General features: G+C 72.3%; 17 protein-coding genes. 8 read left to right on the plus strand and 9 right to left on the minus strand.

The features are described from left to right. Positions 1–100: 100 nt before the first annotated feature. Positions 101–1,579: an aldehyde dehydrogenase family protein gene (locus tag IF04_RS0114875; RefSeq protein WP_030256306.1), complete on the minus strand. Its 1,479-nt coding sequence runs from the start codon at positions 1,577–1,579 to the stop codon at positions 101–103. 662 nt (positions 1,580–2,241) lie between these two features. Between IF04_RS0114875 and IF04_RS0114880 the strand changes: the two genes are divergently transcribed. Further along, positions 2,242–3,741, plus strand: coding sequence for an MFS transporter (locus IF04_RS0114880; RefSeq protein WP_030256307.1), 1,500 nt, complete (start codon positions 2,242–2,244; stop codon positions 3,739–3,741). A gap of 103 nt (positions 3,742–3,844) precedes the next feature. Here IF04_RS0114880 and IF04_RS0114885 read toward each other — a convergent pair whose 3' ends face one another. Then, complete coding sequence (locus IF04_RS0114885; protein WP_030256309.1) at positions 3,845–4,735, minus strand: helix-turn-helix domain-containing protein; 891 nt, start codon at positions 4,733–4,735, stop codon at positions 3,845–3,847. A gap of 237 nt (positions 4,736–4,972) precedes the next feature. On the opposite strand from IF04_RS0114885, the gene IF04_RS0114890 reads away from it, so the two are divergent. Then, positions 4,973–6,826: a glycoside hydrolase family 35 protein gene (locus IF04_RS0114890; RefSeq protein ID WP_281179662.1), complete on the plus strand. Its 1,854-nt coding sequence runs from the start codon at positions 4,973–4,975 to the stop codon at positions 6,824–6,826. Between the two features lie 141 nt (positions 6,827–6,967). Here the strand turns inward: IF04_RS0114890 and IF04_RS0114895 are convergent, their stop codons facing one another. Both IF04_RS0114895 and IF04_RS0114900 read right to left on the minus strand, forming a co-directional pair. Next, positions 6,968–10,048, minus strand: coding sequence for an endo-alpha-N-acetylgalactosaminidase family protein (locus tag IF04_RS0114895; RefSeq protein WP_030256314.1), 3,081 nt, complete (start codon positions 10,046–10,048; stop codon positions 6,968–6,970). A gap of 201 nt (positions 10,049–10,249) precedes the next feature. Next, positions 10,250–11,056, minus strand: a complete 807-nt coding sequence (locus tag IF04_RS0114900; RefSeq protein ID WP_030256318.1) for a S1 family peptidase — start codon at positions 11,054–11,056, stop codon at positions 10,250–10,252. 289 nt (positions 11,057–11,345) lie between these two features. Between IF04_RS0114900 and IF04_RS0114905 the strand changes: the two genes are divergently transcribed. Beyond that, positions 11,346–12,248: a hypothetical protein gene (locus IF04_RS0114905; RefSeq protein ID WP_030256320.1), complete on the plus strand. Its 903-nt coding sequence runs from the start codon at positions 11,346–11,348 to the stop codon at positions 12,246–12,248. 17 nt (positions 12,249–12,265) lie between these two features. Here the strand turns inward: IF04_RS0114905 and IF04_RS0114910 are convergent, their stop codons facing one another. Continuing rightward, complete coding sequence (locus IF04_RS0114910; protein WP_037959558.1) at positions 12,266–13,009, minus strand: MBL fold metallo-hydrolase; 744 nt, start codon at positions 13,007–13,009, stop codon at positions 12,266–12,268. 130 nt (positions 13,010–13,139) lie between these two features. On the opposite strand from IF04_RS0114910, the gene IF04_RS0114915 reads away from it, so the two are divergent. Next, the gene (locus IF04_RS0114915) at positions 13,140–13,613 is read left to right on the plus strand and encodes a PPOX class F420-dependent oxidoreductase (RefSeq protein ID WP_030256327.1); all 474 of its coding nucleotides are present in this window, start codon (positions 13,140–13,142) and stop codon (positions 13,611–13,613) included. A 2-nt stretch (positions 13,614–13,615) separates the two neighbouring features. Here IF04_RS0114915 and IF04_RS36610 read toward each other — a convergent pair whose 3' ends face one another. The 4 genes from IF04_RS36610 to IF04_RS0114935 all read right to left on the minus strand — a co-directional run bounded on the left by IF04_RS36610 (position 13,616) and on the right by IF04_RS0114935 (position 21,516). Further along, positions 13,616–14,203: a Uma2 family endonuclease gene (locus tag IF04_RS36610; protein ID WP_051831258.1), complete on the minus strand. Its 588-nt coding sequence runs from the start codon at positions 14,201–14,203 to the stop codon at positions 13,616–13,618. Positions 14,204–14,415: 212 nt separating this feature from the next. Continuing rightward, on the minus strand, positions 14,416–15,876 hold the full coding sequence (locus IF04_RS0114925; RefSeq protein ID WP_030256333.1) for a glutamate synthase subunit beta: 1,461 nt from the start codon (positions 15,874–15,876) through the stop codon (positions 14,416–14,418). Beyond that, positions 15,869–20,482 carry a glutamate synthase large subunit gene (gene gltB, locus IF04_RS0114930; protein WP_051831259.1) on the minus strand — a complete coding sequence of 1,538 codons (4,614 nt, stop codon included), beginning with the start codon at positions 20,480–20,482 and terminating at the stop codon, positions 15,869–15,871. The genes IF04_RS0114925 and gltB overlap by 8 nt, the downstream gene beginning before the upstream one ends. Before the next feature lie 293 nt (positions 20,483–20,775). Further along, a complete protein-coding gene (locus IF04_RS0114935) occupies positions 20,776–21,516 on the minus strand; it encodes a VIT1/CCC1 transporter family protein (protein WP_425428418.1) in 741 nt (246 codons plus the stop codon). A 306-nt stretch (positions 21,517–21,822) separates the two neighbouring features. On the opposite strand from IF04_RS0114935, the gene IF04_RS0114940 reads away from it, so the two are divergent. Genes IF04_RS0114940 through IF04_RS0114955 form a run of 4 tightly spaced genes read left to right on the plus strand, consistent with a single transcriptional unit; the run spans position 21,823 to position 26,943 of the window. Next, positions 21,823–22,872 carry an ADP-ribosylglycohydrolase family protein gene (locus IF04_RS0114940; RefSeq protein ID WP_030256342.1) on the plus strand — a complete coding sequence of 350 codons (1,050 nt, stop codon included), beginning with the start codon at positions 21,823–21,825 and terminating at the stop codon, positions 22,870–22,872. Beyond that, the gene (locus tag IF04_RS0114945; protein ID WP_425428419.1) at positions 22,869–24,344 is read left to right on the plus strand and encodes an ADP-ribosylglycohydrolase family protein; all 1,476 of its coding nucleotides are present in this window, start codon (positions 22,869–22,871) and stop codon (positions 24,342–24,344) included. The genes IF04_RS0114940 and IF04_RS0114945 overlap by 4 nt, the downstream gene beginning before the upstream one ends. Continuing rightward, a complete protein-coding gene (locus IF04_RS0114950) occupies positions 24,341–25,522 on the plus strand; it encodes an ADP-ribosylglycohydrolase family protein (RefSeq protein WP_030256349.1) in 1,182 nt (393 codons plus the stop codon). The genes IF04_RS0114945 and IF04_RS0114950 overlap by 4 nt, the downstream gene beginning before the upstream one ends. Continuing rightward, the gene (locus IF04_RS0114955) at positions 25,519–26,943 is read left to right on the plus strand and encodes an ADP-ribosylglycohydrolase family protein (RefSeq protein WP_037959560.1); all 1,425 of its coding nucleotides are present in this window, start codon (positions 25,519–25,521) and stop codon (positions 26,941–26,943) included. The genes IF04_RS0114950 and IF04_RS0114955 overlap by 4 nt, the downstream gene beginning before the upstream one ends. Positions 26,944–26,970: the final 27 nt, after the last annotated feature.

The raw sequence follows: 26,970 nt of genomic DNA on the forward strand, positions 1-26,970 counted from the left end.
CATGGGGCGAGGGCGGGCCCATGGGGCGAGGGCGGGCTCGGTGGAGTGCGGGCGGGCTCGGTGGGGCGCAGCCGAGGCTCCGAAGGGGTGGGTCAGGAGATCAAGTAGCCCAGGGAAGGGCGTCGGAGGACGTGTTCCAGTACAGGGACTTCTGGCGTTGGTGGGCGCGGATGCCGTCGCGGCCCTTTTCGCGGCCCAGGCCGCTGTCCTTCATGCCGCCGAAGGGGGTGGAGATGCTGAATTGCTTGTAGGTGTTGATCCAGACGGTTCCGGCGTCGATGCGGCGGGCGAGGCGCCAGGCGCGGGCGGCGTCCTTGGTCCACAGGCCGCAGGCCAGTCCGTAGACGGTGTCGTTGGCCTGGGCGACCAGGTCGTCCTCGTCCTCGAAGGGCAGGGCGACCAGGACCGGGCCGAAGATCTCTTCCTGGCAGGTGCGGGCGGAGTTCGGCAGGCCGTCGAGGATCGTGGGCAGGTAGTACGCGCCGTCGCGGTACTGCTCGCCGTCCGGTACCGCGCCGCCGCACAGGACGCGGGCGCCTTCCTCGCGGGCGAGGTCGACGTACGCGGCGACGGCGTCCCGGTGCGCGTGGTGGACCAGGGGGGCGACCTGGGTGCTGGGGTCGGTACCGGGGCCGATGCGAAGCTTGCGGGTACGGGCGACGAGTTCGGTAAGGAAGTGGTCGTACAGGGGCCGGGCGATGAAGAGGCGGGAGCCGGCGATGCAGCTCTGGCCGCTGGAGGAGAAGATGCCGAACATCACTCCGGCCAGGGCCTGTTCGACGTCGGCGTCCTCGAGGACGACGGTGGGTGACTTGCCGCCGAGTTCGAGGGAGACCGGCATCAGTTTGTCGGCGGCGGCGTGCGCGAGGGTGCGGCCGGTGCGGGTACCGCCGGTGAAGGTGACCTTGCCGACCGCCGGGTGGCGGACGATCGCGTCGCCGATGACGCTGCCGGGGCCGGGGAGCACGGAGAGCAGGCCCGTGGGCAGGTCGTACTCGGTCAGCGCGCGGTGGACGATGCGGCCGAGGGCGAGGGAGACCAGCGGGGTCCATTCGGCGGGCTTGAGGAGTACGGCGTTGCCCGCGGCGAGGGCCGGAGCGAGTTTCTGGGCGTCGCTGGCGATGGGCGAGTTCCAGGGGGTGATGGCGCCGATGACGCCGATCGGTTCGTGGACGCTCATCGTGACGTACGGGCCGCGGGCCGGGGTGAGGGCGTCCTCGGCGGTTTCCAGGGCGGCGGCGGTGTAGCGGAAGGTGCCGACGGCGCTGTGGACCAGGGCCCGCGTCTCGGTACGGGCCTTGCCGGTGTCGGCGGTCTGCAGAGCGGAGAGTTCTTCGGCCGCGTCTTCGATGAGAGCGGCGACGCGGTGCAGCAGGCGGGCGCGTTCGTGGGCGGGCAGGTCGCGCCAGGCCGGGTCGGCGGCGGCCCGCGCGGCGTGTTCGGCGGCTTCCTCGACGTCGGCGAGCGATGCGCCGCGGAGGGTGGTGAGCGCTTGGCCGGTGGCCGGGTCGGTGGTGGTGATCGGAGCACCGCGGCCCGGCCGCCACTCCCCCGCCACGAGGATCTCGTCCGCCGGGATCGTGTACGTGGGGGGCGTGTACGTGGGGGTGGCGTCCCCGGGGGCCCCGTTCACGGCGGTCGCGTCCATCGGCGGGGTCGGGGGTTTTGAGGTCGAAGACATCGGTGTGTTCCCAGACATCGGTCGGTTCGCGGACATCGGCGGGTGCTTGGTCACGGGGAGTGAGTGCGGATGCGGGAGGCGTACGTAGGGGCTACGGGGCTGGACGAGCGCGGACGGCCCGGAGGCCCGGCCCGAAGACTCGGAGCTCCGTAGGCCCGGCCCCGAAGACCCGGAACCCCGGAGGCCCGGAACCTCGTAGACGCCCGAGCCCCAGAAGCCCCATTCGGAGCAACTTCCGCGTGGTTCCGCACGCTTCGGTTCCGGTCTGCCGCCTCCGGTGGTACAGGAGTTGGCTTCCTCAGCGCTTCTTCAGCGCTTCTCTCAGTGCCAGGAATCTAAGCGCTTAAGTAATTGCCCGCAAGGGGCCCCGTCGAAAAATTTGCCGGGGCCAGACCCTTGACTTCCACACCCCTTGAGTCGGTAGAACTTAAGCCCTAAGACACTTGGCGCTTACGTACGGGACTCCCCCATCTCCCGGCGCCCCTGCGCCCGCCCACTCCCCCCCCTTTTCCCTCCCCATCCCTCGCCCGTGCCCCGTGCCGGGTCTGGAGGAATCCCGGATGAGTCTCGACGCATCTCCGGGCCGTGACGCCGACGCCATCCGCGCCGGCATCGCCGCCCGGTTCGAACGTCTCCCCCTGTCCCGCTGGCACGTCACCGTCCGCATCGTCATCGGCGTGGTGACCTTCTTCGAAGCCTTCGACCAGCTACTGATCGCCTACGCCATGCCTGAGCTGCGCCAGGAGTGGCACCTCACGGACGGTGACGCCACCGCCGTCCTCACCATCGGTTCCCTCGGCATGCTCATCGGCGCGCTCTTCTCGGGCCGGATGGCGGACCGCATCGGGCGCGTGAAGATCATCGCGATCTGCATCGGCGTGTCGGGGCTGTCCTCGCTCGCGCTGGCCATGAGCCCGTCGCCGTCGCCCTTCATGGCGCTGCGCTTCGTGCAGGGCCTGGCGATCGGCGGCGAGGTGCCCGTCGCCGCGACCTTCATCAGCGAGATCACCCGCAGCTTCAAGCGCGGTCGCTTCGTGCTGCTGTACGAACTGGTTTTCCCCGCCGGCCTCACCATCGGGGCGGTGGCAGCAGCGTGGATCGTGCCGGCGCTGGGCTGGCGCTGGATGTACGCCGTGGCGGCCGTACCGGGGCTGCTGTGCATCCTCGTACAGCGCACCGTCCCCGAGTCGCCCCGCTGGCTCGCCGACCGCGGCCGGATGCAGGAGGCCGAGGCGACGATGGACCTGATCGAGGCCAAGGTCGCCGCGGCGACCGGGGCCCCGCTCCCACCGGTCCCCACGCTCGCCACGGTGAGCCCGAACAGCACGAACAGCACGAACGCCACGAGCACTACGGGCACCGGGGGCACCGCAGTCGCCACGACCGGCGCCACAGCAACATCACGTCCCACCTCCCCCGCCACCCCCGCCGAAGCCGCCGCGACAGGCGTGAAGGGGCTGTTCACGGGCCGGTACCGGCGTCGGACGCTGGTCATCGGGGCGCTCTGGTTCACCGGCTACTTCGTCAATTACGGCATTACGTCCTGGCTGCCGACGATCTACGGGAAGCAGTACGGGCTGTCGCTCTCCGACGCGCTGATGTACTCGACGGTCACCTCGGTCGCCGGTTTCTTCGGCTGTCTGCTGGTCGCGCTCACCGTCGACCTGATCGGCCGGCGCAAGGTCTTCGCGTTCTTCCTCGGCGGCGCGGCCGCGCTGCTGATCGTGCTCGGCGTGCTCGGTGCCCGTACGCCCGTGCAGGTACTGGTGTGGACCTCACTCGCCGCGGTCTGCTTCTTCGGCTCGAACATCTGCCTGTACCTCTATACGCCCGAGCTGTACCCGACGCGGATGCGGGCGCTGGGCTGCAGCGTCGGCGGCGCGCTCAACCGGCTCGGGGTGATCCTCGGTCCGGTGCTGGTGGGGGCGATCTACGCGGGCGGAGGCCAGGTCTCCGCGGTCTTCGTGACACTGGGCGGGGTGGCCCTCGTGGGTGCCCTGGCCGCCACGTTCTTCGCCGAGGAAACCACGAACCGGCCGCTCGAGGAGGTGTCCCCGTAACGGTGTCCCCGTGATGCCGGGGCGGGGAGTGCGGTGCCCGCGGGCGCGGTGACGGTACGGCCTTCCCCCTGTACCGCTGCACCGCTCACCCCGACTCCCCCACTCACCCCGTCCCACTGACCACCGGTGGATCGTCCGGATCCGGGATGTGGGTGGACCAGCCGCCCGGGACCGTGCGGCCCTGTTGGGTGCGGAAGCGGACGGGGGCCGTGCCGACTCTTCTGGTGAAGAGGCGGCTGAAGTAGGCGGGGTCGTCGTAGCCGACTCGGCGGGCGACCGCGGCGACCGGGAGTTCGGTGGCGGCGAGGAGTTCCTTGGCGCGGCCGAGGCGGATGCCGAGGAGGTAGTCCTTGGGGCTGCAGCCGGCGCCGCGGCGTACGGCGGTGCGGAGTTCGGCGGGGCTCATGCCGTGGCGGGCGGCGTGTTCGGCGACGGAGAGCGGCAGGAACGCGTCGCGGGCGAGGGCCTGCAGGACCGGGTCGCCGTCGGCGTCGGTGTCGGCGCGGGCGCGGCGCAGGGCGACGAGCAGTTCGTGGACGGCGGCGGAGGTCTCGACCTCCAGGAGGGGGTTGCCGCGGCGCGCTGCGCGGGCGATGCGGCCGATGGCGGTGCGGGCGGCGGCGGTGTCGGCGAGCGGGACGAGTGGCCGGTCGGGGCGGGGTTCTATGTAGCCGAGTTCGGTGTACGTGGTGGCGGCGGGGCCGGTGAAGTCGACGAAGCTCTCGTCCCAGCCGCTGTCCGGGTCGGCGCCGTAGTGGTGCGGGACGCCGGGGGTGAGCCAGAGGAGGGCGGGCGCGGTGACGGGGTGCCGGGTGCCGTCGGGGTCCGCGTACCAGCCGCTGCCCGCGTGGATGATCACGGCTACGTGGTGGTCGAGGGTGCGCGGGCCGACGGCGGGCAGCGTGCCGTGCTGGAGGCCGACGCCGAGGCAGACCAGACCGAGCCGGTGGTGGACCGGGCTCGGTGTGAAGTAGCGCATCCAGGTGCGGTACACGCGTGCTCCTTCCGTCGGCCGGCCGCCTTCCCCGGCCGCCCGCTCCGTACGGAACGCCGGCGCGCGGGCGCGGCACTGCACGTCCCCCATACACCGCCCACTGCACGCCCCGCCCACGCGGACGTTCCGTCCAAACAACGCCGATCTTTGTCCATGGACCGCCCGCCCCGCCAGGGGGTGAGCTGGACGCGACGCGAGCCGGGCGGGAGCGACGGGACGGATGACGTGACGAATGGCGTGCGGAAGAGTGAGCCTCATGGGGCCGGAGGGCGCGAATTCCGCGTCGGGCAGCGGGAGTTCGTGCTGGACGGGCGGCCCATGCGGCTGTTGTCGGGGGCGCTGCACTACTTCCGGGTGCACGAGGGGCACTGGGATCATCGGCTGGCGATGCTGCGGGCGATGGGGCTGAACTGTGTGGAGACGTATGTGCCGTGGAATCTGCACGAGCCGCGCCCCGGGGAGTTCCGTGATCTCGACGCGCTCGGCCGGTTCCTGGACGCGGTGCGGCGGGCGGGGCTGTTGGCGATCGTCCGGCCCGGTCCGTACATCTGCGCCGAGTGGGAGAACGGCGGGTTGCCGCACTGGCTGACCGGGCCGCTGGGGCGGCGGGTGCGTACGCGTGACGAGGAGTATCTGCGAGCCGTGGACGCCTGGTTCGCGGCGCTGCTGCCGCAGATCGCGGAGCGGCAGTGCGACCGCGGCGGTCCTGTGATCATGGTGCAGGTGGAGAACGAGTACGGCTCGTACGGCTCGGACGCCGTCTACCTCGCGCATCTCGCCGACCGGCTGCGCGCGCTCGGGGTGACCGTGCCGCTGTTCACCTCCGACGGGCCGGAGGACCACATGCTGACCGGCGGGAGCGTGCCGGGCGTGCTTGCGACGGTCAACTTCGGGTCCGGTGCGCGGGAGGCGTTCGCGACGCTGCGCCGCCACCGGCCGGACGGGCCGCTGATGTGCATGGAGTTCTGGTGCGGCTGGTTCTCCCACTGGAGCACCGGGCCGGAGGGACAATCCCCCGGGAGCGCCGGGCCGGAGGGGCAAGAGGCCGTGCGGGATGCGGAGGACGCCGCGGCCGCGTTGCGCGAGATCCTGGAGTGCGGTGCGTCGGTGAACGTCTACATGGCGCACGGCGGGACGAGTTTCGGTGGCTGGGCGGGGGCGAACCGGGACGGGGTGCTGCAGGACGGCGCGCTGCTGCCGACCGTGACGTCGTACGACTACGACGCGCCGATCGACGAGCGCGGCCGGCCGACGGCGAAGTTCTGGCGGTTCCGGGAGGTGCTGGCGCCGTACGCCGACGGGCCACTGCCGGAGCCGCCCGCGCCGCAGCCGGTGCTGGGCGCGCCGGCTGCGGTCCGGCTGACGGGCTGGGCGCCGATGGACGCGGTACTGGACGGGCTGGGCGGTCCGGAGGTGCGGTCGGGGGTGCCGCCGACGTTCGAGGAACTGGACGTGGATCGCGGGGTGGTGCGGTACCAGGTCTCGGTGCCGGGGCCGCGGGAGCCGTACGAGCTGCGGGTCCGTGGGCTGCGGGACCGGGCGGTGACGTTCGTGGACGGGGTGCCGGGGCCCGTGCTGGCGGGCGAGGACGCGGCGCTCGGGTCGGTGGCCGGGCCGGCGGAGGTGGAGCTGTGGGTGGAGTCGCTGGGGCGGGTCAATTACGGGCCGCGGCTGGGTGAGCCGAAGGGGATCACGGGCGGGGTGCTGCACGAGCGGCAGTACGTGCACGGGGTACGGGCGCGAGGGCTGCGGCTGGACGCGGTGGAGGACGCGGCCGCGGTGGCGGCGCTGCCGTTCGGCGCGCCGGAAGGGCGGGCGGGGGCGCGGGGTCTGCACCGCGGGACGGTGGTGGTACCGGCCGGCGGCCGCGGTGACGCGATACTCCAACTCCCGGGCTGGATACGGGGGTTCGTGTGGATGGGTGGGTTCCCGCTGGGGCGGTACTGGTCGGCGGGACCGCAGCACGCGTTGTACGTACCGGGTCCGTGTCTGCGCGAGGGGCCGAACGAGGTGCTGGTACTGGAGCTGGAGGGCGCCGGGCAGGGGGCGGAGGTGGAGGCAGAGGTGGGGGTGCCGCGGCTGGTGCCGTGAGCCGGACTCAGGCACCGCGGTCCGGACCGCGGTGCCGTGCGGCCCGGCTCAGATGCCCGGTCCGGACCACGGCCCGCCCCGGCCCGGACCGGCACCCCGCCCCACCCCGGCCCGGCACCCCGGCCCGCACCCCCCGGAGCCTCACACCTCCCGTACCTCGAACCCGTCCAGCACGAACTCCGCCTTACCGTCGCCCCCGGTCTTCCGCAGCCCCACCCACGCCTCGCCCTTCTCCGGCGTGGTGAACTCGTAGGAGTGGGTGGTGGGTCCGGTGGCGACGGGCAGCGGTTCGCGGCTCAGCTCGCGCGTTCCCGGCTCGTCCACCGCCGTGATCCACGCGTACTGGTCCGCCTTCTCGTTCTCGTACCGGAAGGTGACCCGGTAGCGGCGCCCCGGTGCGAAGCGCACGGTGTGCGGCACGGTCCGGTAGACCAGTCCGCCGTTCTCGCCGCGCGACTTCAGCGACTGGCCGCCGTCGATCACATCGTCGATGACCTTGCCGTTCCAGCCGCGCTGGGTGTACGGCGCGTGCCGCTGGGCGATGTGGGTGCGCGGGTCGTTCGCCCCGCCCGCGTCACCCTTCACGAAGACGCCCCAGCCCTGCGGTACGTGCTCGAAGTCCTCGTATGCGAGGGTGCCGGGCTTCTCCGTACGGGAGGCGGCCACCACCCGTACGTTGTCGAAGCGGACGCGCGCCCGTCCGGCCGCCGCCTTCAGGGCGAGCGTCACCGGGCCGCCGCCCTCGGGAACGGTGAAGTAGGTGAACATCCGCTGGAAGCGGGTGCCGTGCTTGCGGTCGGCCGCGACGTGGTTGCCGGCCGTGGAGGTCTCGGTCCAGTTGGCGGCGGTGACCCCGTCGGCGGTGCGTACCGTCAGCTCGGCGCGGCGCCGCTCCCCCGCCTTCGCGCCGACCTCGACCTGCACGGATGCCGCGTACGTACCGGGCGCGAGGCGGTCCAGGCGGCGTGCGACGGCCGCCGCGCCACCGGCGCCGATCACCAGCTCGTAGTCGCCCAGCGCGCTCGCGCGGACCGTCGCCGGGCCGCTGATCTGCCAGCCGTCGAGCGTGCCGGAGTGGAAGCCGGGGTCGGCCAGGCCGGTGCCCTCGCCCCAGCGGGGGTCCTCCTGGGCCTCGGCCCGCTGCTTGCGGACGACGTACGGGACGCCGGCCGCGGCCTCGATGGTGACCTTGCCGCCGCTGACCGGCAGCCGCTTCTCGTCGGCGCGGCCCTGGTCGGTGAGGCGGTACAGGTACACCGTCCCGGTCGCCCAGCCGCGCGGCAGCGTCCAGGTCGTCCTGCCGCCCTTCGGGTTGTAGTGGTAGAGCTTCTGCGGGTCGGTGGCGCGGCGCGGTTCCCACGGCAGCAGGTAGCTGCCGTCGTCGTAGACGAGGCGGCCGTCGGTGGTGATCCGCCGCTTGCCGCCGTCGGCGTCGGAGACGACCGTGCGGGTCGGGCCCTCGAAGGTGATCTCGTGGTCGGTCCAGGTCTTGATCGGGTACGCCTGGAGGTACTTGGCGGGCAGGCTGTCCGTCCAGATCAGCCGGTAGAAGGCGGGCCAGTCGGTCTTGCCGACCCAGCCCTCGAAGTTGCCGGTGCGCGGAATGCCCAGCAGGGTCGGCCACTTGTCGGCGAAGACGTCCTTGTGGTGGTTCCGGACGAAGCGGATCAACCGGGAGTTGATGCCCCGGGAGGTGTCCGGGCCGTAGTCGACCTCGGTCGCCCAGTGGGACCACAGCGCGGAGCGCTCCAGGCCGTGCCCCCATTCCGTCGTCACCAGCCAGCCCTGGTCGCGCAGCTGGCGCTGGAGCCGGTCCGAGTTCCAGCCGGACTCGCGGAAGACGTCGATGTAGAGCATGTTCAGGGCCGGGTCGGTCTCGTCGCGGAGCTGCTGGAAGCGGGCGGCGATGTCGCCGGAGACCAGGTCGCGGCGGGCGTCGATGCGGTAGGACTGGTCGAGCCAGTCCCACTGCTCGTTGTTCTTGTCGACGAGTGTTTCTGAGAAGGCGTGGGCGACGGGGTAGGACTCGGTGGCGTTGACGTGGACGGCGAAGTCGCTGTTCCACTTCTTTCCGGAGCGGACCAGGGTGTTGAGGTCTTCGAGGCCGCCCGCGCGGGTGTTGTAGTTGCCGCCGTAGTCGGGGTGGGCGGAGTCGTGGCCCTCGGACTGGTAGCCCTTGAGGAGGGTGAACTGCCGCAGCCCGTCCGTCGCGAGGGAGATCCGCTTGACGTTGTCGAGGGTGGCGAGGAACGGATTGGTGGCCTGGCTGGCGAAGTTGAAGGGGATGTGCGGGACGACGCGCAGATGCTGTTCGTCGGCGCCGAGCGGCTTCACCATGATGTCGCGCAGCGCGATGGCGGCGTCCTGCCAGTCGACGCGGCCGTCGCCGTTGCGGTCGCGGGTGAGGATCACGGTGGCGTACGGCAGCGGTTCGGTGGCGTCGACGGGGGCGGTGGCCGCGCGGTGGGTCCACTGGCCGCACGCGAGCCGGGCTTCGGTGTAACCGTCGCGCCGTACGGTCTGCCGCCAGAGCCGGCCGTTCTCCCAGGTGGTGGCGCCGGACGGCTTGTCGTACACCGTGTTGGTCTCCAGCGCGGCGGCCAGCTTGTCGGTGGCGACCACGGCGTACGCGCAGCCCAGGGGCGCGGCGTCGGCGGGGGTGTCCGCGGTGACCTGGACGAGGGTGTCGCCGCTCTTGGCCTTGTCCAGCTCGATCCGGGCCGCGAGGAGCGTCGCGCCGGGCTGGTCGCTGCGGACGCTGAGCAGCGCGAGCGCGGGGATCTGCAGGGTGCCGACGCGCAGCGCGGCGGTGTCGGCGATCCTCGTGACGCGCCAGTGGACCTGCCACCCCTCGACCGCGATCTCCACGCCGATCTCGGTGCCGCCGTCGAAGGCGAGGGTGTACGAGATGCGGTCGGCGGACGGCCGCGCGGTCACCTTCGGGGTCCGTGCGGTGCCGTCGATGACGATCTCGGTGACCGGCTCCGTCTGGCCGTGCAGTACGGCGCCGGTGCCGGTGTCGGTGTATGCGAGGACGCGTGGGAAGGCGGTGTCCACGCGGACCCGGAGCTGCTCGGAGCGGAGCACGGCCTCGCCCGCCCGGGGTGCCGCGTGCGCGGGCGCGGCGCCGAGGGGCAGCGCGGTGCCGAGCGCGGCGAGGGCGGTGCCCGCGACGACGGTTCTGCGGCTGGGCCTGCGCCCGTCACCTGTCGGTTCGTTCACGCGCACTGTCCTCCTTCGCACCGGTACTGGCTGTCGCCGGACAGCGTGCTGCGCGTGCGACGGGTGCGCCCATGGACAAAGGAGGGACAGGTGTTGGACTAACGGGCGGTGCCACCCACCCATGACCACGAGGCGGTGCCTCCACACACGGCAAAGGGACGGTGCCGCCGCACTCGGCACCGCCCCGGCCCGTCGGCGTCCTCAGCCGGCGAGCTCGCCCGCGCTCTTCTTGATGTCCGCGGCGAAGGCGCTCACCTCGGTGTACACGCCGGGCTTGCCCGGCCGCGCGCAGCCCTCGCCCCAGCTCACGATGCCGACCTGGAGCCACTCGCCGGCGTCGTCCTTGCGGAACATCGGGCCGCCCGAGTCACCCTGGCAGGTGTCCACGCCGCCGGTGTCCAGCAGGCCGGCGCAGAGCTCCTCGCCGGGAGTCAGATCGGCGCCGTACGCCTTCTCGCAGGTGGCGTCGTCGATGAACGGCACCTCGGCCTTGAGCAGGTAGCGCTGCTGCTGGCCGCCCTCCTTGTCGGCGCCCCACCCGGCTATCGTGAAGTCGCCGCTGTTGAGCTTGTCGTCCTCGGCGATCTTCAGGGTGGGGAGGTTCTCGATCGGCTTGGCGAGCTTGATCAGCGCCCAGTCCTTGCCCTTGCCGTCGTAGCCCGGAGCCTGCAGGACCTCGGTGGACTTCACCTTCACGGCGGCGGAGTCCTGGAGGTCCACGACGCCGGCGGTGGCCGTGATCGAGGTGTTCGGGCCGCTGCCGTCCACGCAGTGGGCGGCGGTCAGCACGATGTCCTTGGCGTACAGCGCGCCGCCGCAGCCCATCGACAGCCGCACCATGAACGGGAATTCGCCCTGCTGGGCACGGGTGCCGCCGACGACCGTCGGGCGGTCGCCGCCGTCCCGGGCGGGGGTCGCGGCGCCGGCCGTGCCGGGCTGGAGGCTGACGGCGGCGAGGGCCACGGCTGCGACGGCGGTCGCTCTCTTGATGTGCTTCAGGTAGCTCAACGGGCTTCCTTTCGTGGGGGGTTGCACGTCAATGACGAGCTCATGCCAACACCGGACCCGGTGTCCACCGCCGCGTGGGACAAGAACCGGCAAAAGAACCGGTGGCAAAAACGGCAGCGCACGAAAAGGCGTCCGGACCCGGTGGGGGCGAGCCCGTAAAGCGCCCTGTGATTATGTGGAACGCGCGACAAGTGTGACAAGAGTGTCCAGCCGCTCAATTCCCTTGCGGCTGTGGGCAGTACGTCCCGTACCGTCCGGTCCGTCCCGCCCGTACAGTGGTCGGGTGGCAGTGGGAGGCACCCGTCCCGGCAGCGAGGTCGTGCACGGCTATCCGCATCTGGAGACGGTCCGGGCGGCCGTGACCGCGCTGTACAAACGGATGTCGTACGACACCGTGCGCACCTTCGCGACCGCCGTGCCGCCCGTCGACGCGGCGTTCGGCGACGAGGAGGACCTGCACCTGGGCGTGCAGCGGGTGGCCCGGGCGATGGTGGCGCATCTGCGGCTGCCGGACGCCCGCATGATCGTCTCCTTCCGCGGGATGCGGCACGCGGCGCACGTCGAACTGACCGCGGGGCCCGAGTACTTCATCGAGCTCAACGACCGCTTCCGCAACCACCGCCGGGACATCGCCGCCGCCCTGGCGCACGAGGTGATGCACATCTACCTGCACCGCCTCGGCCTGTCCTTCCCCGGCACGCACGCCAACGAGATCCTCACCGACACCGCGACCGCCTACCTCGGCGCGGGCTGGCTGCTGCTGGACGCCTACCGCGAGCACGGCACGTCCTCGCAGAAGCTGGGGTACCTCACGCCCGAGGAGTTCGGCTACGTCCTCGCCAAGCGGGCACTGTTCTTCGGCGAGGACCCGGCGCCGTGGTTCACCAGCCCGCAGGCGTACGACGCCTATCGCGCGGGGCGGCTGCGGGCGCTGCACGACATCCGGCAGCCACCGCTGGCCGCCGCGGGCCGGGCCGACCGGTGGCGGTACGCGAAGGACCGGCGCGCCGCGCGTGTGCCGCGCCGCTCCCCCGGCCCGCCGCCGGACGCCGGCTACGCCTTCGACGGCCCGGGCCCGCTCCGCGTCTCCTTCCCGTGCCCGGTCTGCCACCAGCGCATCCGGCTCCCGGTGCGCGGCCCGCTCCGGGCCCGCTGCGCGCTGTGCCGCACGGAGCTGGAGTGCGACACGTAAGGGCCGGTGTGCAACGGCTACAGCCAGTCGGTCTCGGGCGTGGCCGCCGCCAGCACCGCCGTCGCGTCCTCGGTGATCGGGTCGCCGTGCGGTACGCACACCACCTCGACCCGCTCCAGCGCGGCCAGCCGCCGGAACGAGGCGATGGCCTGCTCCCGGTCGACGTTGAACGGGCCGAGCACCGCCCGGCCCTCCCCGGTACCGATGATGTCCCCCGTGAAGAGCACTTGGGACTCCGGCAGGTGCAGGGCGACGCCGCCGGGGGTGTGGCCGTGCGTGGCGAGCACGTGCACCGGCTCTCCCCAGCCCTCCAGCGCATCGCCGTCGTGCAGTTCGGTGTCCACCGCGACGGGGCGCGGCGCCGGTATCCCGGCTTCCGCGAAGCCCGCCATGTTGCGCTCGAACAGGGGCTTCTCGGCGGCGGTCAGGACCGGTGGCGGCTCGGGTGCCTCGCCGCGGATGACCGGGGCGTCGGGCGCGCCCGCCAGGACGGTGGCGCCGGTGGCCGCCGCGAGGTCGGCGGCCGAGCCGGTGTGGTCGAGGTGCGAGTGGGTCAGCACGATCTGCCGGACGTCCTCGGGGCGCCCGCCGAGCGCGGCCAGCGCCGCCAGGACGGCCGGCGCGGAGCCCGGTAGGCCGGTGTCCACCAGGGCGTACCCGGCACGCGCCGGCCGGCCGCCGGGCGGCAGCCGTACGACGTACACATGGCCCACGGGGAAGGGCAGTTGCCATATCGCGGAGGTGAGCTGTCGGGGTCTCATGCGGCGAACCTACGGCGCCGGGCCGCCGGGGGCCGGTCCTTCCGCTGTGGGCTGAGCACCGGCCGCGGCGCGGGCGGCCCGCCCGTGCCGGTGGGCCTTCGAGCGCGCTCCAGCGCCTAGGCTCGGCCGTATGAGCCCTTCCATCGCGACGAACAAGAAGGTCGAACTCCCCGAACTGCTGGAGTTCGTCCGGCCCCGGCACCGCGCCATCCTGCTGACCCGCCGGTCCGACGGTACCCCGCAGGGCTCGCCGCTGACCTGCGGCGTGGACGACTCGGGCCGGATCGTGATCTCGACGTACCCGGAGCGCGCCAAGGTGCGCAACGCCCGCCGCGCGCCGTCCGTCAGCGTGATCGTCCTCTCCGACGAGTGGAACGGCCCGTGGGTGCAGGTCGACGGCGAGGCCGAGGTCATCGACGCGCCGGACTCGGTCGAGCCGCTGGTGGAGTACTTCCGCAACATCTCCGGCGAGCACCCGGACTGGGACGAGTACCGCGCGGCCATGATCAAGCAGGGCAAGTCCATCATCCGCATCACCCCCCGCCGCTGGGGCCCGATCGCCACGGGCGGCTTCCCGGCCCGGCTGGTGGAGGACGAGGGCTGAGGTCAGGCCTTCGGCGGGTAGAGCTTGAACGTGGTGGTGTCGATGGCAAAGGAGAACGGCTCGGGGAGCTCGATGGGCTCGCCGAATTCCGAGGTCGTCACGGTCCGGTAGCCATGGGCCTGGGGCTGCGAGTGCAGTGAACACATGCCGATGTTCGGATCGATCACCAAGTACAGCGGGATCTTGCTCGTGCCGTACCAGAAACGCTTCTTGATGTAGTCGACGTCCTTGTCGCTGGAGACGATCTCGACGACGAGCTCGACCCGGTCCGCGGGAAAGGGGTTCTTGTTGTCGGACATCGCATCGAGCGTGGTGACGGTGAGATCCGCCTTGGGCTCAAAGGAAGAGTTGGGAGAGATCAGAGCCTGGTCCGGGAGGGCCTCCCACCCTTGCAGCATGAACTGCACGGTGAGCTTCCCGACGATCAGGTTGTGGAACGGAGCCGCCGATGCCTGTATAACGATCTTTCCATCAATGAGCTCGATCTTGAGCTGATCGAGCTCGGGGAGATCTTCCAGAAAGCGCAGGAGGGCGTGCGGATCCTCGATGGGTGACATGGCCCCGGCAGTCTCGTGATGCGTCAGTGTCATCGCGGCGCCACCTTTCGGGCACAGCGTACGGAGCACGGCAGTCTCCGGTCCCACGATAGGCAATCACCTCCACGATCGAGTGAAGCGCGCCCAGGGCTCCGCCCCAAAACACAAGCGCGGCGCCTGCCCTCCGGTCGGGGAAGGGGCAGGCGCCGCATCTGTTCCGTACGCCGTTGTACGGGACACTCAGGGCCGTACGGCCGGCACGCCGATCACACGGCCAGTGCGCGGTCCGTCGGCTTGATCGGGGCGGGCAGCGAGGACGCGCCGGTCAGGAAGCGGTCCACGCCCTTGGCCGCGGAGCGGCCCTCGGCGATGGCCCAGACGATGAGGGACTGGCCGCGGCCCGCGTCACCGGCGACGTACACGCCGGGGACGTTGGTGGCGAACTCGGCGTCGCGGGCGATGTTGCCGCGCTCGTCCAGCTCCAGGCCGAACTGCTCGACGAGGCCGTTCTCCTTGTCGGTGCCGGTGAAGCCCATGGCGAGGGTGACGAGCTGAGCGGGGATCTTCCGCTCGGTGCCGGGCTTCTGCTCGAGCTTGCCGTCCTTGAACTCCACCTCGACCAGGTGCAGCCACTGGACGTTGCCGTCCTCGTCGCCCTCGAAGTGGGTGGTGTTGACGGAGTAGATCCGCTCACCGCCCTCCTCGTGCGCGGAGGTGACCTTGTAGAGCATCGGGAACGTCGGCCAGGGCTGGTTCTCGTTCCGCTCCTCGCCCGGCTTGGGCATGATCTCCAGCTGGGTCACGGAGGCCGCGCCCTGACGGTGGGCCGTGCCGACGCAGTCGGCGCCGGTGTCACCGCCGCCGATGACCACGACGTGCTTGCCCTCGGCGGAGATCGGGGACGTGGTGAGGTCGCCCTCCTGGACCTTGTTCGCGAGCGGGAGGTACTCCATCGCGAAGTGGATGCCCTTGAGGTCGCGGCCGGGCACCGGCAGGTCGCGGGAGGTCGTCGAGCCCGCGGCGATCACGACGGCGTCGTAGCGACGGCGCAGCTTCGCCGCGTCGATGTCACGGCCGATCTCCGTCTCGGTGCGGAACTTGGTGCCCTCCGCGCGCATCTGCTCGATGCGGCGGTTGATGTGCCGCTTCTCCATCTTGAACTCGGGGATGCCGTAGCGGAGGAGACCACCGATACGGTCCGCGCGCTCGTAGACGGCGACGGTGTGACCCGCGCGGGTCAGCTGCTGGGCCGCGGCGAGACCCGCCGGGCCCGAGCCGATGACGGCGACGGTCTTGCCGGACAGGCGCTCGGGCGGCTGCGGGGTGACGTCCCCGTTGTCCCACGCCTTGTCGATGATGGAGACCTCGACGTTCTTGATGGTCACCGGCGGCTGGTTGATGCCCAGCACACAGGCGGCCTCGCACGGCGCGGGGCAGAGGCGACCGGTGAACTCCGGGAAGTTGTTGGTCGCGTGCAGCCGCTCGCTGGCGGCCTCCCAGTCGTTGCGGTACGCGTAGTCGTTCCACTCGGGGATGAGGTTCCCCAGCGGACAGCCGTTGTGGCAGAACGGGATGCCGCAGTCCATGCAGCGCGACGCCTGCTTGCTGATGATCGGCAGCAGGGAGCCGGGCCGGTAGACCTCGTTCCAGTCCTTGACGCGCTCCTCGACGGGACGGGTCTCGGCGACCTCGCGGTCGTGGTTCAGGAAGCCCTTGGGGTCAGCCATTGGTCGCCGCCTCCATCATCTTCTCGTGGGTCGCGGACTCGGAGAGTCCGGCCTGCTCAGCGGCGTCCTTGGCGGCGAGCACTGCCTTGTACGTGGGCGGGATGACCTTGCTGAAGCGCGCGGCCGCGGCATCCCAGTCGGCGAGGAGCTTCTCGGCCACGGTGGAGCCGGTCTCCTCCTGGTGGCGACGCACCACGTCGTGCAGCCACTGCTTGTCGGTCTCGTCCAGCGTGTCGTGCACCGCGGAGACGAGCTCCTTGTTGACGTTGGCCTTGTCCAGGTCGATGACGTAGGCGAAACCGCCGGACATGCCGGCCGCGAAGTTGCGGCCCGTCTCGCCGAGCACAACCGCGTTGCCGCCGGTCATGTACTCGCAGCCGTGGTCGCCCACGCCCTCGGAGACCACCGTGGCGCCGGAGTTGCGGACGCAGAAGCGCTCGCCGACCCGGCCGCGGAGGTAGAGCTCGCCGCCGGTGGCGCCGTAGGCGAGGGTGTTGCCCGCGATGGTGGAGTACTCGGCCAGGTGGTCCGCGCCGCGGTCCGGGCGGACGATGACGCGGCCGCCGGAGAGGCCCTTGCCGACGTAGTCGTTGGCGTCGCCCTCCAGGCGGAGGGTGACACCCTTCGGCAGGAACGCGCCGAAGGACTGGCCGGCCGAGCCGGTGAAGGTGATGTCGATGGTGTCGTCGGGCAGACCCGCGCCACCGAACTTCTTCGTCACCTCGTGGCCCAGCATGGTGCCGACCGTGCGGTTGATGTTGCGGATGGCGACCTGCGCCCGTACGGGCTGGGCCTCCTCCGCGGTGTCCGCGGCGAGCGCGTCGGCCGCCAGCTTGATGAGCTGGTTGTCCAGCGCCTTCTCCAGGCCGTGGTCCTGCACGGTGATCTGGTGGCGGACGGCGCCCTCGGGCAGCTCGGGCACGTGCAGCAGCGGGGCCAGGTCCAGGCCCTGCGCCTTCCAGTGCGTCACGGCCTGGGTGGTGTCCAGCAGCTCGGCGTGGCCGACGGCCTCCTCCAGCGTGCGGAAGCCCAGCTCGGCGAGGAGCTCACGGACCTCCTCGGCGATGAACTGGAAGAAGTTGACGATGTACTCGGCCTTGCCGCTGAACCGCTCGCGCAGCGTCGGGTTCTGCGTGGCGATGCCGACCGGGCAGGTGTCCAGGTGGCAGACGCGCATCATGACGCAGCCGGAGACCACCAGCGGGGCGGTCGCGAAGCCGTACTCCTCGGCGCCCAGCAGGGCGGCGATGACCACGTCGCGGCCGGTCTTCAGCTGGCCGTCGGTCTGCACGACGATGCGGTCGCGCAGGCCGTTGAGCAGCAGCGTCTGCTGGGTCTCGGCGAGGCCGAGCTCCCAGGGACCACCGGCGTGCTTCAGCGAGGTGAGCGGCGAGGCGCCCGTACCGCCGTCGTGGCCGGAGATCAGGACCACGTCCGCGTGCGCCTTGGAGACACCCGCGGCGACCGTGCCGACGCCGACCTCGGAGACCAGCTTCACGTGGATGCGGGCCTGCGGGTTGGCGTTCTTGAGGTCGTGGATCAGCTGAGCCAGGTCCTCGATGGAGTAGATGTCGTGGTGCGGCGGCGGGGAGATCAGGCCCACACCCGGCGTCGAGTGACGCGTCTTGGCGACCCACGGGTAGACCTTGTGGCCGGGCAGCTGACCGCCCTCACCGGGCTTGGCGCCCTGGGCCATCTTGATCTGGATGTCGTCGGAGTTGACGAGGTACTCGCTGGTCACACCGAAGCGGCCGGACGCGACCTGCTTGATGGAGGAGCGGCGCGCCGGGTCGTACAGGCGCTCCGGGTCCTCGCCGCCCTCACCGGTGTTGGACTTGCCGCCCAGCTGGTTCATGGCGATGGCGAGGGTCTCGTGCGCCTCCTGGGAGATGGAGCCGTACGACATGGCGCCGGTGGAGAACCGCTTGACGATCTCGCTGACCGGCTCGACCTCCTCGATCGGGATCGAGGGGCGGTCCGACTTGAAGCCGAACAGGCCGCGCAGCGTCATCAGGCGCTCGGACTGCTCGTTGACCCGCTCGGTGTACTTCTTGAAGATGTCGTACCGGCCCGAGCGCGCGGAGTGCTGCAGGCGGAAGACGGTCTCCGGGTCGAACAGGTGCGGCTCGCCCTCACGGCGCCACTGGTACTCGCCGCCGATGTCCAGCGCGCGGTGCGTGGCGGCGATGCCGGAGGCCGGGTACGCCTTGGCGTGCCGGGCCGCGACCTCCTTGGCGACGACGTCCAGGCCCGCGCCGCCGATCTTGGTGGCGGTGCCGTGGAAGTACTTGTCGACGAACGCCTCGTCCAGGCCGACGGCCTCGAATACCTGCGCGCCGCGGTAGGAGGCGACGGTGGAGATGCCCATCTTGGACATGACCTTCAGGACACCCTTGCCGAGCGCCTTGATCAGGTTCTTGATGGCGGTCTCGGCCTCGACGCCGGGCAGGAAGGTGCCGGCGCGGACCAGGTCCTCGACGGACTCCATGGCCAGGTACGGGTTGACCGCGGCGGCGCCGTAGCCGATCAGCAGCGCGACGTGGTGCACCTCGCGGACGTCACCGGCCTCGACGAGCAGACCCACCTGGGTGCGCTGCTTCGTACGGATGAGGTGGTGGTGGACGGCCGAGGTGAGCAGCAGCGAGGGGATCGGCGCGTGCTCGGCGTCGGAGTGCCGGTCGGACAGCACGATCAGGCGCGCGCCGTCCTCGATGGCGGCCTCGGCCTCGGCGCAGATCTCGTCGATCCGGGCCGCGAGAGACTCCCCGCCGCCGTGCACGCGGTACAGGCCGGAGAGGGTGACGGCCGTCATCCCCGGCATGTCGCCGTCGGCGTTGATGTGGATGAGCTTGGCCAGCTCATCGTTGTCGATCACCGGGAAGGGCAGGGTGACGCTGCGGCAGGAGGCCGCGGTCGGCTCCAGCAGGTTGCCCTGCGGGCCCAGCGAGGAGATCAGCGAGGTGACGAGCTCCTCGCGGATGGCGTCCAGCGGCGGGTTGGTGACCTGCGCGAAGAGCTGGGTGAAGTAGTCGAAGAGCAGCCGGGGACGCTCGGAGAGCGCGGCGATCGGCGAGTCCGTGCCCATCGAACCGATGGGCTCGGCACCGGCCTTGGCCATCGGCGCGAGGAGGACGCGCAGCTCCTCCTCGGTGTAGCCGAAGGTCTGCTGGCGGCGGGTGACCGAGGCGTGGGTGTGCACGATGTGCTCGCGCTCGGGGAGGTCCTCGAGCTCGATCTCGCCGGCCTCCAGCCACTCCGCGTACGGGTGCTCGGCGGCGAGGGCGCCCTTGATCTCGTCGTCCTCGACGATGCGGTGCTCGGCGGTGTCCACGAGGAACATCCGGCCGGGCTGCAGGCGGCCCTTGCGGACGACCTTGGCGGGGTCGATGTCCAGGACGCCGACCTCGGAGGAGAGCACGACGAGGCCGTCGTCGGTGACCCAGTAACGCCCGGGGCGCAGGCCGTTGCGGTCCAGGACCGCGCCGACCTGGGTGCCGTCGGTGAAGGTGACGCAGGCCGGGCCGTCCCAGGGCTCCATCATCGTGGAGTGGTACTGGTAGAAGGCGCGCCGGGCCGGGTCCATGGAGGGGCTGTTCTCCCACGCCTCCGGGACCATCATCAGCACGGAGTGCGGCAGCGAGCGGCCGCCGAGGTGGAGCAGCTCCAGGACCTCGTCGAAGGACGCGGAGTCGGAGGCGTCCGGCGTACAGACGGGGAAGAGACGGTCCAGCGTCTCGGTCGCGTCACCGAAGAGCTTGCTGGAGAGCTGGGACTCGCGGGCGCGCATCCAGTTGCGGTTGCCCTTGACCGTGTTGATCTCGCCGTTGTGCGCGACGAAGCGGTACGGGTGGGCCAGCGGCCAGCTCGGGAAGGTGTTGGTGGAGAAACGCGAGTGGACCAGCGCGATGGCGGTGGCGAAGCGGCGGTCGGACAGGTCCGGGAAGAACGGCTCCAGCTGCCCGGTGGTCAGCATGCCCTTGTACACGATCGTGCGCGCGGACAGCGACGGGAAGTACACGCCGGCCTCGCGCTCGGCGCGCTTGCGCAGCGCGAACGCCTTGCGGTCCAGCGCCAGTCCGGTGTTCTCACCGTCGGCGACGAACAGCTGGGAGAAGGCGGGCATGGTGGCGCGGGCGCCGTTGCCGAGGAGCTGCGGGGCAACGGGGACGACGCGCCAGCCGAGGACGTTCAGGCCCTCTTCGGACGCGATCGTCTCGATCTTCGAGACGGCGGCGGCCGCGTCCTCGGCGTCCGCGGGGAGGAAGGCGATGCCCGCGGCGTAGGCGCCGGCCTCGGGCAGCTCGAAGGTGACGTTTTCACGGAGGAACGCGTCGGGGATCTGGAGCAGGATGCCCGCACCGTCGCCGGAGTCGGGCTCGGAGCCGGTGGCGCCGCGGTGTTCGAGGTTCCGCAGGACGGTCAGCGCCTGTTCGACCAGTGCGTGGCTCGCCTCGCCGGTGAGGGTCGCGACGAAGCCGACGCCGCAGGCGTCGTGCTCGTTACGCGGGTCGTACATCCCCTGCTGGGCGGGGCGCCCGTCCATGGGCGACCAGGCGGCGCTGGTAGCGCTGCCGGTGGTCGCGGAGTGCGTGGACGCGGAACGCATCGGCTCTCCCAACGTCGTCGTGGCATGTGCAGTGCCGAGGGACGACGTTGGCCCTCCGCGAAATTTTGCGTGCAGGTTACAGGATGACCCCGATCTCGTGAATCGGATAGGGGCTTCCAGCATGCGGACACCGCGCAGTGCGGTGGATCAAGAACGCGACGGGACAGATCATCGTCCGACAGCGCGGGTCACCGGTAAGCGACGTTGCCTCCGGCGCCAGAGCCTTATGCCCGCTGTACCAAAACTGAAACCGCGAAGTAACAGGGTAATTATGCGTCTGCACGCATAGGGCGTCACCCTACGGCGGTTCCGAACAGTGCGCCCAGGACGTACGTCACACCTGCGGCGGCACCGCCGAGGGCCAGCTGGCGCAGTCCGCTGTACCACCAGGACCGCGCCGTCACCCGGGCGACAACCGCGCCGCACGCGAAAAGTCCCAGCAGCGCGAGCAGCACGGCGGGCCACAGCGCGGAGGCGCCCAGCAGGTACGGCAGGACCGGCAGCAGCGCGCCCAGCGCGAAGGAGCCGAAGGAGGACGCGGCGGCGACCAGCGGCGAGGGCAGGTCGGACGGGTCCACGCCGAGCTCCTCGCGGGCGTGGATCTCCAGCGCCTGCTCCGGGTCCTTGGAGAGCTGCGCGGCCACCTCACGGGCGAGCCCCGGCTCCACGCCGCGCGACTCGTACAGCGCGGCCAGCTCCGCCTGCTCGTCCTTGGGGTGTTTACGCAGCTCACGGCGCTCGATGTCCAGCTCGGCCTGGACCAGCTCGCGCTGCGAGGCAACCGAGGTGTACTCGCCTGCGGCCATCGAGAAGGCGCCCGCGGCCAGCCCGGCCAGGCCCGTGATGACGATCGTCTGCTGCGACACCGAGCCGCCGGCCACACCCGTCATCAGGGCGAGGTTCGACACCAGCCCGTCCATGGCGCCGAAGACCGCCGGCCGCAGCCAGCCGCCGTTCACGTCACGGTGCGTGTGGTTGTCACGGTGGGCGACATGCGTCGGAGCCGACGCGTCCATGACATCAATGACGGACATAGGGACCTCTCCCTCCCTCGCGAGGTGTGGGCCGATGAGCGGCACTTCCCCCTGCAACACCCTCGAAGTTAGGCGCCTCACACCCCTTCGCGCTAGCAAGGAAGGCCGTACTTACCGCGCTGACCTGCGGCTTTACCGAAGCCCCAGCCGTGAGATCTGGATCACGCCACCTCTTCCGCGACCCGCCGGATACGGCCATCACGACATCGCTCCGATCCGGCGTGATGTCCCCCCATTCGCGGCAAACCGGCCCTACCATCCCTCAGACGCGTACGCATCCGGACCGGCCGGCGGAAGGGCACGCACATGAGCACACCGCACGCTCCCTCGCCCGTCCCGGTCACCCCGGGTGACCGCCCCGCCGATCTGCGGGACCGGGGCCGCGGCGCGCTGCTGGGCCTCGCCGTGGGGGACGCGCTCGGCGCCCCCGCGGAGAACATGAAGCCCTCGCAGATCCGCCGCCGCTGGGGCCGCATCGAAGGCTTCGTCGCCGACGACCCGGCCGGCACCGACGACACCGAATACGCCATCTTCTCCGGCCTGCTGCTGGCCGAACACGGCTCGGCGCTCACCGTGACCCACGTCGAGGCCGCCTGGCACCAGTGGATCGCCGACCTGGACGAGGGCCCCTTCCGCGGCGCCGGGTTCAGCGAGCGCGGCACCCTGGAGAACCTCCGCCGGGGGCTCGCCGCACCGATTTCCGCCCAGCACCGGCATGCCTGGAGCGACGGACTGGCGATGCGGGCCGCGCCCTTCGGCGTACACGCGGCGGGCCGGCCCGCCGAGGCCGCCCGGCTGGTCGCGGTGGACGGCACGGTCAGCCACGACGGCGAGGGCATCTACGGCGGACAGGCCGTCGCCGCCGGGGTCGCGGCCGCGATGGTCGCCGGGACCACCGACGCGGTCATCGCCGCCGCGCTCTCCGTCGTCCCCGAGGACTCCTGGACGGCGCGCTCGCTGCGCCGCGCGGTCGCCGCCGCCCAGCGCTCCCGGCTGGACCCCGGCATCACCCGCCTCGGCACCGAACGCGCCGTACGGTCCGCCGTCGTCATCGGCGGCTATCCCTGGACCGACCTGGCGCCCGAAGCGGTCGGGCTGGCCTTCGGCGCGTTCGCCGCCGCGGCCGGCGACTTCCCCGCCTCGGTCCTCACTGCCGTCAACATGGGCCGCGACGCCGACACCACAGCGGCGGTCGCCGGCGCCCTGGCCGGCGCGCTGGGCGGCGTGGGCGCCGTACCCGGCGCATGGGCCCGCGTCATCACCCCGGTACGCGGCAGCTGCCTCCCCTCCATGGCGGGCTACCACGTCCTGGACATCGCGGACCTGCTGACACCCGCGGGCCGGGAGACGTCATGACCACCTCCGGCCCGGGCGGCGGCGCTGCCGGAGATGCCCCTGGCCCGCCGCGGGCGACTGCCGCACCGTCGGGGCCGCTCGCGCAGTTCCCCGCGCCCCTGATCGCCGCCACCGCCTCCCCCATCCCCGCTGCGGGCGGTTGTGCCGCCGAACGCGAGGGGGTACCTCCCTGCTCCGCAGGAGCTCGGGGGAGGGCGGGCGCAGCGGCACCCCAGTCGGCGGGCAGCCGTACGTCCCACCCGCACCCCCCACCCACCGGCACCCGAATCGAGGGCCTGCTCCTAGGACTCGCCGCAGGCGACGCCGCCGGCTGGCCGGCGAGCCGGCACCGTGCAGCCCGCATGCCCGAATGGACCCGCCGCCTCACCCGTGAGCTCGACACCTTCGCCGAGCAGAACGCCACCACCACGCTCCCCGTCCCGATCGCCCTCAACCAGCCCCCCGAACCGCTCCGCCTCGGCCCCTCCGACGACGCCGAATGGGCCGCCTTCACCGCCGGCTCCGTGCTCACCGCGGCCGGCGCGTTCCTCTCCGACCTGGGCCGGGACCGCCGGATGCGGGCCGCCCTCGACCTCGCCTGGAACGCGCTGGCCTGCGAGGTCGCGGCCGCCGCCGACCGCGCCCCGGAGGTCGAGTCGGCCGTACTGCCCCTGCGCGCCCGGATCTCCGTACGCGCCGGCCTCGGCAACCTCGCCGCCGGGCTCCGCCCGCCCGCCACCGGCCACGACAACCCGCACTTCTTCGACGACGCGGCCTGCGTACGCGCCGCCGTACTGGCCGTCGTCCACCCTGGCGACCCGGAAGCCGCCGCCGGGCTCGCCGAGTTCGACGCCCGGTACACCCAGGACGGCGACGGCGTGCACGGCGCCCGCGCGATGGCCGCCGCGGTCGCCGCCGCACTCGGCGGCGCGCCCGTCGCCGCCTGCGTCGAAGCCGCCCTCGCCCAGCTTCCCGAGGGCACCGAGATCCGCCGCAACGCCCTGCACGCCGTGCGGCTGGCCGAGGCCACCGCCGACGGCCACCCCGGCGCCGCCTTCGCCCTCGTCCCCACCCTGGAACACGAGATCGTCGACCACGTCTACAGCTACGGCATCGCCGCCGCCGAGACCGTGCCGGTCGCCCTCGCGCTGGCTCTCGCGGGCGGCGGCCGGACCGCCGAGGCGGTGCCCGCCGCCGCCTGCCTCTCCCGCGTCGCCGACTCCGCGCCCGCCCTGGCCGGCGCGCTGACCGGCGCCCTCGGGGGCGCCGCCGCGCTGCCCGCCGCCTGGCGCGACACCTGCCGCACGCTCTCCGGCTGCGCACTCCCCCGGCTGGCCGGCACCGACCTGGTCGAACTGGCCGAACAGCTCGCCGGCACCGAACTGACCACCCCTCAGACGCCGTTGACCACCCCGCAGACACCCCTGATCACTCCACAGACGCCCCTGATCACCCCGCAGACACCTCTGGCGAAAGGGCCGGCCGAGCCATGACCGACACCGCGGCACCACCCACCACCACGGCGATTCCCACTGGCCCTTCCCTCGCCGACCGAACGGCCGGCGCCCTCGCCGGGGCCGCGGTCGGCGACGCGCTCGGCGGGCCCGTCGAGGGCTGGAGCCCGGAGCAGATCCGGGAGCGGCACGGCGGCCCGGTCCGCGGCATCGTCGGCCCCTGGTACGAGGACTGGCGCACCGCCCGCCCCCTCGCGCCGTACCACAAGGGCGACGGCCACGTCACCGACGACACCCTCATGACGCACGCGCTGATCAGGGTGTACGAGCAGGTCCGCGACCACCTCGACGCGTACTCCGTGGCCGAGCACCTGGTCCCCGACCTGATGACCCACCCCCGCTGGATCCCCGAGCTGGAGGCCGAGGCGCTGCCCCTGCAGCGCGTCTTCCTCGCCGAGAAGTGGCTCGTCACCCGCCTCCACTACGGGCACGCCGACCCCCGCGAGGCCGGCGTCGGCAACATCGTCAACTGCGGTGCCGCGATGTACATGGCACCGGTCGGCCTGGTCAACGCCGGTGACCCGCGCGGCGCTTACGCCGAGGCGCTGGACGTCGCGGGCGCGCACCAGTCCTCGTACGGGCGGGAGGCGGCCGGCGTCCTCGCCGCGGCGGTGGCCGCGGCCTGCACGCCCGGCGCCACGCCCGCCTCCGTGGTCGAGGCGGCCCTCGCCCTCGCCAAGGACGGCACCCGCACGGCCATCGAGGCGGTATGCGAAGTGGCAGTGAAGTACGAGGAGTTCGAGCCCGCGTTGCCGCAACTGCGGGGCGCGGTCTCCCCGTTCGACACCGTGGGGCCCGAATACCGTCGCCCCTCCCTCGGCGCCCGGCGGCCCTCCCGGCTGCACTCCATCGAGGAACTCCCCGTCGCCCTCGGCCTGTTGCTGGTCGGCAACGGCGACTACCGCGAGACGGTACTCGGCGCCGTCAACTACGGCCGCGACTGCGACTCCATCGCCACCATGAGCGGCGCCCTGGTCGGCGCGCTCGGCCACCCCGTGCCCACCGAGTGGACCACGGCCGTCTCCGAAGCGAGCCGACTGGACCTCCGGGCCCCGGCTGCCGCGCTGACCACCGTGGCCCGCGAGATCCACCACCGCGATCTGGCGCGCCGCCGTACCCACGAGGCCGCTTTCGCCGCCCTCACGGAGCTCCGATGACATATCCGCCGGCGCCGCTGCGAGTGACCTGGGTCCAGCCGGAGGACCTGCTCGGCCACGAGCTGCGGCAGGCCGCCGAGGACGGCCGCGACGCCACCGTGATCCGCCGCCGCTGGCACACCGCGGGCGGCGCCGACGCGCCGGAACGGGCCGGCGCCTCCACCGCTCCGGCGTCCCCCCGGCTCCGGGCCCTCGCCACCGCCCTCCTGGACGACCTGGCCGCACTGCCCTCCCCGCTGGCCGCCGACGAGCCCACGGACCTGGCGGCCATCCGGGCCGCGGCGCCCGGGCCCACGCCCGTACCCACCGTCCCCGGCCTCCTCCCCCGCCTCGAAGCCGCCTGGCTGGGCCGCGCCGCCGGCTGTCTGCTCGGCAAGCCGGTCGAGAAGCTGCCGCTGGCGGGCATCCGCGAGATCGCCCGGTCGACCGCGAACTGGCCGCTGCACACCTGGTTCACCGAGGCCGGGCTGGACCCCGCGACCGCCGCCCGGTACCCGTGGAACCGCCGCAGCCGCGCCACCTCGCTCGCCGAGAACATCGACGGCATGCCCGAGGACGACGACCTGAACCACCCCGTCCTCGGCCTGCTCCTCCTCCGGCGCCACGGCCATGCCTTCACCACCGCCGACCTCGCCCGGCTGTGGCTGGAGGAGCTCCCGGCCGGCCGGACGTTCACCGCCGAGCGCGTCGCGTACCGCAACCTCCTCGACGGCATCGAACCGCCGGACACCGCCCGCTTCCGCAACCCCTTCCGCGAGTGGATCGGCGCCCTGATCAGGGCCGACATCCACGGCTGGACGCACCCGGGCGACCCGGCCGGGGCCGCCGAGGCCGCCTGGCGCGACGCGGTACTGAGCCACACCGCCAACGGCGTGTACGGGGCGATGTTCGTCGCCGCCGCGCTGGCCGCGGCCGCGAGCGGCACGGCCGACGTGCACCAGTGCCTTGCGGCCGGGCTCGCCGTCGTCCCGCCCCGCGCCCGGCTGGCCCGGGCCGTGCGCTTCGGCATCGCGGTGGCCCGGGAGGCGCCCGACCGTACGCCGGCCGGCTTCGAGACCGTGGTGGACCGGCTGCACGCCTCGTACGGACGGCACCACTGGGTGCACGTCCTGCCCAACGCCGCCCTGCTCGCCGCCGCCCTCACCCACGCCGACGGGGACTTCACCGGCTCGGTCTGCCGCGCCGTCTCCGGCGGCTGGGACACGGACTCCAACGGCGCGACGGCCGGCTCCCTGACCGGCCTGCTGGCCGGTTCCCCGGCAGCGCTCCCCACCCGCTGGACGGCCCCGCTGGCCAACCGCCTGGCCACCGGCATCGGCGGCCTGGACGGCATCGGCTTCGACGAGCTGGCCCGCGAGACGGCAGTCTTGGCGGTCACCGGGGAGGCACAGGCGGTGAGCCCGGTGGCGGCTCAGCAGTGACCACGTACGACAGCGGGCCGTGGTCCC

Source organism: Streptomyces violens (assembly GCF_000717745.1).
Taxonomy (GTDB): Bacteria; Actinomycetota; Actinomycetes; order Streptomycetales; family Streptomycetaceae; genus Streptomyces; species Streptomyces violens.